Origin of the sequence: Synechococcus sp. R6-10, assembly GCF_047461815.1 — a bacterium.
Classification (GTDB): Bacteria; Cyanobacteriota; Cyanobacteriia; order Thermostichales; family Thermostichaceae; genus Thermostichus.
Genome location: NZ_JANSHW010000537.1, coordinates 1 through 7,774 on the forward strand (window position 1 = coordinate 1; position 7,774 = coordinate 7,774).

7 protein-coding genes are annotated in these 7,774 nt (G+C 59.9%); 5 read left to right on the forward strand and 2 right to left on the reverse strand.

Translation table 11 applies throughout. From position 1 onward, the window contains the following. Positions 1-134 precede the first annotated feature (134 nt). Complete coding sequence (locus NW837_RS13400) at positions 135-974, forward strand: lysostaphin resistance A-like protein (RefSeq protein ID WP_414332120.1); 840 nt, start codon at positions 135-137, stop codon at positions 972-974. 266 nt (positions 975-1,240) lie between these two features. Further along, positions 1,241-3,415 carry a caspase family protein gene (locus NW837_RS13405; RefSeq protein ID WP_414332121.1) on the forward strand — a complete coding sequence of 725 codons (2,175 nt, stop codon included), beginning with the start codon at positions 1,241-1,243 and terminating at the stop codon, positions 3,413-3,415. Here the strand turns inward: NW837_RS13405 and NW837_RS13410 are convergent. After that, positions 3,412-4,083 carry a DUF1614 domain-containing protein gene (locus NW837_RS13410; RefSeq protein WP_414332122.1) on the reverse strand — a complete coding sequence of 224 codons (672 nt, stop codon included), beginning with the start codon at positions 4,081-4,083 and terminating at the stop codon, positions 3,412-3,414. The two genes, NW837_RS13405 and NW837_RS13410, sit on opposite strands and share 4 nt — an antisense overlap. A gap of 768 nt (positions 4,084-4,851) precedes the next feature. On the opposite strand from NW837_RS13410, the gene NW837_RS13415 reads away from it, so the two are divergent. Then, positions 4,852-5,109, forward strand: a complete 258-nt coding sequence (locus tag NW837_RS13415; protein WP_238376877.1) for a hypothetical protein — start codon at positions 4,852-4,854, stop codon at positions 5,107-5,109. Next, a complete protein-coding gene (locus NW837_RS13420; protein ID WP_414332123.1) occupies positions 5,106-5,798 on the forward strand; it encodes a putative CRISPR-associated protein in 693 nt (230 codons plus the stop codon). Before NW837_RS13415 ends, NW837_RS13420 begins: the two co-directional genes overlap by 4 nt. 100 nt (positions 5,799-5,898) lie before the next feature. Here NW837_RS13420 and NW837_RS13425 read toward each other — a convergent pair whose 3' ends face one another. Beyond that, positions 5,899-7,293 (reverse strand): malic enzyme-like NAD(P)-binding protein, encoded by a 1,395-nt coding sequence (locus NW837_RS13425; protein ID WP_414332124.1) that lies wholly within the window; start codon positions 7,291-7,293, stop codon positions 5,899-5,901. 8 nt (positions 7,294-7,301) lie between these two features. Here NW837_RS13425 and NW837_RS13430 point away from each other — a divergent pair. Further along, the coding region (locus tag NW837_RS13430) for a chromophore lyase CpcT/CpeT (protein ID WP_414332125.1) at positions 7,302-7,774 on the forward strand (473 nt) is incomplete at its 3' end.

Below are 7,774 nucleotides of genomic sequence, written 5' to 3' on the forward strand. Positions count from 1 at the left end.
AAAGGATCTTCATCCTCTCCCGGAGAAGGTGACAGCAGCCCACCTACGGGGATCCCCGCCAAACCTAAAATGGGAAAACCGCGATCTCTGCCTTTGTGTCTGGATCCCCCCCTCTACGGCCTGCCGAGCCGAGTGTGACCGGATTTGCAGCCCTTAAGGCGCGCCACGTGCTGTTGGCCTTCTTGGTGATCAACCTGGGGGTAGGCTTGGGAGCCATCGCCTTGGCCCAGCTGTTTCATCTCCCATCTGACGATCCTCTGCTGGCCGACTTTGTCTATTGCGCTACATTTGTCCTCACCTGTATCTGGAGCTGGCGACGGGGGCAGCAAGCCCATCTGCAGATGAGACGGCTGTGGGGCAACTGGCGGGCTGCTATTCCTTGGGGATCCCTGCTGCGGGTGGTGCCGGCTTTGGTAGTGCTCTCCATCGGCACAACTTTACTGATGATCTACCTGATATCTTGGCTTGCACCAGAGCTGGCGGAGTCGATGCTGCACTCACTGGGGGAAGAGGATAGGGAAACGGCCTGGCCGCAGATGTATCAGGGGTTGCGCTGGCTCTCGATTGGGGTGGTGGCCCCCATAACGGAGGAGTGGCTGTTTCGCGGCATCTTGCTACACCGCTGGGGCCTCAAGTGGGGCCTCTCCAGAGGTCTGCTGGCTTCTTCTGGGGTATTTGGCCTGCTGCACCCCAACCCCGTCGGGTTGACGGTGTTCGGCCTGGTGATGGGCCTGTTCTACCTGCAGACCCGCTCCCTGACCTTGCCTGTCTTGGCTCATGCCTTGAACAATCTCTTGGCTTTAGCGCTGGGATCCCTAGGAGGGGGAAGGATGGAACCAGCTGATCCAGTCGGGGCTTTCCACCTCTACTTTGGCCTGTTCTGTCTGGGGATAGCTGGGTTCATTTTGGTTCCCTTCGTCCGCTTCCATTGGCCGGAGCGTGGGGCTTGCTTGCCCTATTTCCTGAACCGCTGAGTATTGACTTCCTCACACTTTCCCTCCTGTCTGACGGACTTGTCTGACAGAAGAGCGCTGCCGTGGGATCCCCATGGGAAGTAGCGGGGGTTTGATTGATAAGGAATGCAAAGAAAACGCCAAAAACTGTCACTCGATCTCGGGAAAAAGCTGTGTGGATGGGGATATCCTGAAATAGGCAGCAACAGATTCCAGTGCAAAGTTTAGCTGTGGCTCGCTGGCCGATGGGGTAGTCGTTGGGCCGGGGGTCAGCCCAGAGGGTCAACATGGAAAGGCGGTCTTTTCTGCAAAAACTCCTCCTGGTTGCTGCCGGTCTTGGCCTATCCCCTGGCTGGTTGAGGGGCCGGGCTGAGCGATATGGGCAAGCTTTGGCGGCTGGCTCCCGCAAGCTGGCTGTTCTCATCGGTATTAACCGCTACCTTGGCGAGGGATCCGCGCTACAAGGGTGTTTGACAGATGTGGAGTTGCAGCGGGAGCTACTCCTCTATCGCTTTGGTTTTGACCCGGCAGACATTCTCACCCTTACCGATGGGGCAGCCACGCCGGCTGGGATCCAATCGGCCTTTGCAGAGCACTTGGGGGGTCAAGGTCACACGGCTGAAACGGTAGTGGTGCAGTTTAGCGGCTATGGCCAGTGGCGGCTGGGATCCGCGCCCAACTGTTGGCAGCCGGTGCTGCTGTTGTCTGGCTCTGAGGGAGTGGCAGCAATGGAGCTAGACAGCTTTTTCCGGCTTTTGGAAGGCTTGGGCACTGCCCAGATCACCACCCTTCTGGACTGTGGCTTTACCTATGTCTCGCCGTCGGTGCGAGGCAACTTGCAACTGCGTTCCCGTCCCCCAGCCGCGATCTCGGACTCCAAGGACTCCGTCCCGCTGGCGCGATCGGAGCCGCAGCGGGTTTGGCCGTCTCCGCCCAAGGGCTTGCTGATTTCGGCCACCACCCCGCAAGACTTGGCAGCAGAAGCCGCTTGGCCAGGATTCTATGCTGGGGTACTCACCTATCTGCTGACGCAGTACCTGTGGGAAACCACGCCTGCCACTCGTCTGCTGGTGGCCTTTAACCAGGTGGTCAGCCGGCGAGAGCTGGGCCTATTCGCCTGCCAACGCCCCACCTTGGAAGGCGAAGACACTGCTCGACACATCCATCCCTATTTTCTCATGCCCACACCGGCAGGGGTCAGCGGGGTAGTTCAAGAAGTGAAGGGAAATCGGGCTCAGGTGTGGTTAGGCGGGATCCCATCGGCGGCGCTGTGTGGTTTGCAGCCGGGTACTCTTTTGGTTCCCATTCCCGCCGATCCTTCCGCCTCTTCGCCGACGCCGCTGCTCATGCGTTCTCGCAGTGGGCTGTTGGCTCAGGTTCAGATGGCCAGTCCGGAAGGGCAGCTTCCCCCTGTGGGCACACCTTTGCGGGAGCAGCTGCGCGGCCTCTCCAGCACGCTCAAGCTTTTGGTTGGCCTAGAGGAGAACCTGGGCCGCATTGAAAAGGTGGATCTGACCAATGCCATTGCCGGCTATAGCTGGATGGAAACGGCCAACCCCCGCGAGCGACAGGTGGACTGTTTGTTGGGCCGCATCACCCCGGAAATGGCCACTGCTTTTAGGACTCCGTCCCGCTGGCGCGAACGGTCGGATACCCTGCTCAAACCCCTGGAAGTGAACAGCTACAGCCTGTTCTGGCCGGGGCGAGAATTGCTCCTGAATTCCTGTGGCCCAGCAGGAGAGGCTGCAGCAATGGCCGTCCAGCGGTTAGCTCCCCGTCTTGCCCATCTGCTGGCTGCCAAACGTTTGCGCACCACTCTCAATGCTGTTTCCTCTTCCTTGGCGGTGGTGGCGGAGTTGGCTGTCAAAGGTAGAGCTGCCAATCGCGCCAGCGGGACGGAGTCCTTAGCTCCCTCGTTGGCGGCACGCCTTGTCCAGTCCGCAACTTCCGCTCCTGCTGAGGTGGGTATGCAGCGGTTTACGCGAGGGGATCCCTTGCATCTCACCCTTTGCAACAACAGCGAGCAGGATCTCTACGGCTACCTGTTGCTGATCGACCCGACCGGACAACTGCACCTGCTGGCCCCCCTGCCTCAGGACAACTTCACCACACCTCTTCGCTTGGAAGCCAAGAGCAGTTTAACTTTGCCACCCTTGCCGGAGGTCGATGGCGAGCTGCGCTCTGCTGTGAGCTCTGACTTGCTCACCTGTCATGCCCAAGGGCTGACGGAGCTGTTGTTTGTGGCCAGCACCCGCCCCCTGTCCGCCAGCTTGGAAGCCCTCAAGGCTATGGCCCGCAAACTGGGGGTAGCCCGTTCGCCGATGTTGCTCAATGGGCCGCTGGAATGGACGCAAACGCTCCTCGAGGAGTTGACTCAGCGTGCCTCCGAAGGGGATCCCGACTTGCGTTGGCTGGATCCCGCCCAATCCATCACCCTTTCCCTTACCTATTTGCTGGTTTAGCTAAGCAGCAGGGCAAACAAGCCACAGAGGGCAATACCATCGAAAACCCCGGCCCCGCCAATGCTGAGAATGCCTGAGCAATTGCGCCGCAACACCTCCGGCAAGTGCAGGAGATCCGCCCCGATAAGGGTACCCAAAACCCCGCCGGCAAAGGCCACCGCTGGCGCCTGATCCCCAGCCCAGAACAAAGCGGCCAAGGCTGCTGTAGCTGGGGCAATTAGAGGATTCATCTGAATGCCGATCCCGGGCACCACGTGGGAAGCATAGTAGCTGACCAAGGTTACCAGCGCCGTCACCGCCAGGATCAGCACGCTGTCGGCCCGCCCAAATTGGTATAGGGCCAAGAGCACCGGGATCAGCCCCCCGCCCACGTTTAAGGCAATCACCGTCTCCTGGGAAAGCTTGGTCAAAGGGATCCCCCAGAACTGCCGCATCCACAAGCTAGCTAGGTCTTCTACCAGCGTCACCTCGCATTTCACCCGATAGAGGGGAATATTGACCGAGCTGCCCACCAGGATGGCCAGCAGCAGTAACAGCGCTCCCTCCCGCGAGAACCCCAGCTTTCCCACCGCCAGCGCCACCACATCCACTGCCAGCCCCAGCCAGAGGAAAGGCAGCAGCAACACCAGCATGAAAAACAACAGCAGCGAGACCGGCAGGTAGAACATGGCAGGGATCCCAACTTTTCTTCAGCCTATCAGGACTCGGCTCAACTTTTCTCAGCTGCGTGCCCCCTGAGAAAGTTAGGTTTGCAACTAAACTTTATTCGTTTCAGGATCTCAAAGGCCAAAAATGAGGTTGCGAATATCCCGATCGCGTTAGCGGGACGGAGTCCTTGAAATATTGCGGCCAGCCCTCCAGTCGCCAGGAGTTTTAGCCATAACGATTTGATAGCGCGGATCTCCATAAAACCGAATTTTGATGTGATTAGATTCTTCAACAGTCTCGAAGCAAAGGTCGCGCAGATACTGTTCAGTATGAATGTTCCACTTGCGGTAGTCTCTGAAGATGTAGCCCTACAGGACAGGCCGGCAGAGGTGCTGCAGATCCTGGGCTAGGCATGGCCCGCTACTACGGGAATGGGGGGATGCCTGCTGGCGAGACTCCGCCACACCAGGGATCCCAGCCCAACAGCCACTCTGGTCGCAGGGACGCCGTTCCCCAAGGCGCGGCAAACGAGCCCCAGCAGGACAGACCACAGCAAAACAACCAATACCCACAAGACTAGACCCAACAGCGGGCCCGCCAAGCCTGCTTCCAGATTGGTCAAAAACTGAAGGCCACCATCACCAACATCAAGGGCAACGAAGTTACTTTCCAGATTTGAAGATATCAGAGAAGATAGCAGAATCGGCAAAGTCCAGCTGCTCTGGGCGCAAAGCAAGACAGAGCTCTCGAAAAATTTGAGTTAACCGCCTATCATGCAGACCATCATCATGACTGTGGGCACCTCCTTGCTCACCAACCTTGACAAAGACCTGCAGCCGCAGCGCCCCTGGGTGGGACAAAAAACCATCGGGGATCCGGAGCAAGCGCTGGCCTGGATGAAAAGAACCGATCTGGAGCTGATCAGCGCCGATCGCGCCAGCGGGACGGAGTCCTTAACCAACACCTACTACCGCCTGGATCCCACCCCCGGCGATGCTTTGGTTCTGCTGCACTCCGCAATGGGCTGGAGTGTGCCCGGATTTTGAAGCTCTTCTTTGAAAGAGAACTGGGCCAACAACAGGTTTCTCTGGTGCCCCTTCCCGGCATCGACTACGAGCTAGAGGGATCCTCTCTGGAGCGGATGGCCGAGCTGTTGAAACAGTTGGCAGAGAGCGCCAAGGGGATCGTCACCTTTGCCGCCACCGGTGGGTTCAAAGCCCAAGCCATGATCATGGCTGTGGTGGGCAGCCAATTGGGGATCCCAGTTTGCTACATCCATGAGCAATACAAGTCTTTGGTCTACCTGCCCTACCTACAGCCGGAAGTTCAGCCCCGGATCCCTCGGGCAGATCTTCCCGATCGCGCCAGCGGGACGGAGTCCTATCGCGCCAGCGGGACGGAGTCCTTTTCAGGCCGACCTCGCTCCGAAGTCATCCAGCTGCAGGTCGACAGCAGCCACCACCGTCCTCGCAGCTGGGTCAAGGTGGAAAAACTCCTGCGAGACATTCCCTGGGTGGATCTGGTCCGCTACGACCCGCACGCTTACTCTGCCCCCAAAAACAGCGTCAAAGCTGCAAACCGCAAAACAGAGGACGGCCGCCACATCTTGTGGATCCATCTCCACCAGAGCCAGGACACCCACCTTGCTGTCAGGGTAGAGACCACCGGTTACACCCCTGAGCACCTGGAGCAGGCCGCCGCTGAGTTGCGGGAGCGCTTGGGTCGTCTGGTGTGAGTTCCCCCCAGGGAAGGAACAGGCCAAGATCCACCCCCGGCCTTTCGCGAGGTGAGCGCGGGGCATTTTGTGGCTTGTCACCTGGTGCCCTAGGTAGCCCTCAAGGGATCCCGGCCACGCCGGTTTGGCGGGCAGCCTGGATTACCGCAGCGGCCACCTGAGGAACCACCCGCCCGTCGAAGACCGAGGGGATGATCCACTGGGGATCCAACTCTTCGGCAGGGATCAAGGCAGCAATGGCTTGAGCGGCAGCCAGGCACATCTCGGTGTTGATCTGCTTGGCGCGGCAGTCGAGGGCGCCGCGAAACACGCCCGGAAAGGCCAGCACGTTGTTGATTTGGTTGGGGTAGTCGCTGCGGCCCGTGGCCATCACTGCCACCCGATTGCCCACCAGCTCCGGCTGGATCTCGGGCACCGGGTTGGCCAGGGCAAAGACGATGGGATCCGGTGCCATTTTTTCTACCATCTCCACTGTCAGGGCATTGGCCACGCTCACCCCAATAAACACATCCGCTCCCACCAAGGCTTCCGCCAGGGATCCCTTCTCCTCGACGGCAATGGCCGCCTTCTCGGGGGTGAGATCGGAACGGGAGCGGCTGAGGATCCCTTGGCGGTCGCAGACCAGGATGTGGGCTGCCCCGGCCCGCCGCAGCAGTTGCGTCACGGCAATGCCGGCTGCCCCGGCCCCGTTGAGGACAATGCGCACCTCGTCTAGGCTCTTTTTCACCACTTTCAGGGCATTCAGCAGCGCCGCCAGCACCACAATGGCGGTGCCGTGCTGATCGTCGTGAAACACCGGCAGGTTGAGGCGGGCCTTGAGCTGAGACTCAATGGCAAAGCAGCGAGGGGCGCTGATGTCTTCCAGGTTAAAGCCGCCAAATCCCGGCGCCAGGCGCACCACCGTCTCTACAATTTCCCCCACCTCCTGAGTGGCCAGGCACAGAGGAAAGGCATCGATATCGGCAAAGCGCTTGAACAGCGCCGCCTTCCCCTCCATCACCGGCAAAGCTGCCTCCGGGCCGACATTCCCCAAGCCCAGCACCGCACTGCCATCGGTTACAATGCCTACACTGTTGCCCTTGATGGTGTACTCATAGACCGCGGCGGGGTTGGCAGCAATTTCCAGAGAAACCCGCCCCACCCCCGGCGTGTAGGCCATGGCCAGATCGGCGGCGCTCTCCAGGGGGCTTTTGGCCACCACCTGCAGCTTTCCCCCGCGGTGCAGCTCAAAGGTGCGGTCCACCACCCGCTCCACTTTCACATTGGGTAGGGCAGCCACGGCGGCGCGAATTTGCTGGGCATGCTCGCTGCTGACGGCATCCACCGCGATCTCCCGTACCGTCTCCGCAGGGGATTGGTGGATGAGATCGATCTGGCTGAGGCTGCCTCCCACTTCCGCAATGGCCTGGGTGACGCGGGCTAGGGCTCCCGGCTGGTTGAGCAGGCGAATGCGCAGGGCAATGCTATAGCTAGAGCTGGGGGTAAGTTTTGTCATAGCTCCCTATGGTAGACGAAAAATCCGCTTCCGACTTGCACACCCTGGCCAACTGGCTGGAGGGCTACTACGGCAACCGCACCCAGGCGATGGCAGAGCCGGTGTGGTTTGTGCCGGTCAGCCTTTGGTACGTGCGCCTTCCCCACCTGTTCTCGGAGGGGATCGGCTTTTTTACCGAGCAATTTAACCAGCACACGCCGGGCCAGTTTTATCGCAGCCGGGTGCTCCAGGTATTGGGGGATCCCTTGCGGATCGAGAACTACAAATTGCGGGATCAAGCAGCTTGGGCAGGTGCCTCTCAGGATCCGCAGCGCTTGGCGCAGCTCTCCTTGGCCGACCTGGAGCATTTGCCCGGTTGTCGCATTTTGGTGGAAAAGCGCCCAGACTGCTACCACGGCGAAATGCTGCCAGGTGGAGAATGTCGTCTGAACCCCGGGGATAGCACCTATATCCACATCGAGTTCGACCTCACCCCCAGCGA

What these genes read in the sequence shown, in the direction of transcription:
- NW837_RS13405 (WP_414332121.1), top strand. Translation starts at nt 1,241, where the DNA reads ATGGAAAGGCGGTCTTTTCTGCAAAAACTCCTCCTGGTTGCTGCCGGT.
- NW837_RS13410 (WP_414332122.1), bottom strand. Translation starts at nt 4,083, where the DNA reads ATGTTCTACCTGCCGGTCTCGCTGCTGTTGTTTTTCATGCTGGTGTTG.
- NW837_RS13415 (WP_238376877.1), top strand. Translation starts at nt 4,852, where the DNA reads ATGACTGTGGGCACCTCCTTGCTCACCAACCTTGACAAAGACCTGCAG.
- NW837_RS13425 (WP_414332124.1), bottom strand. Translation starts at nt 7,293, where the DNA reads ATGACAAAACTTACCCCCAGCTCTAGCTATAGCATTGCCCTGCGCATT.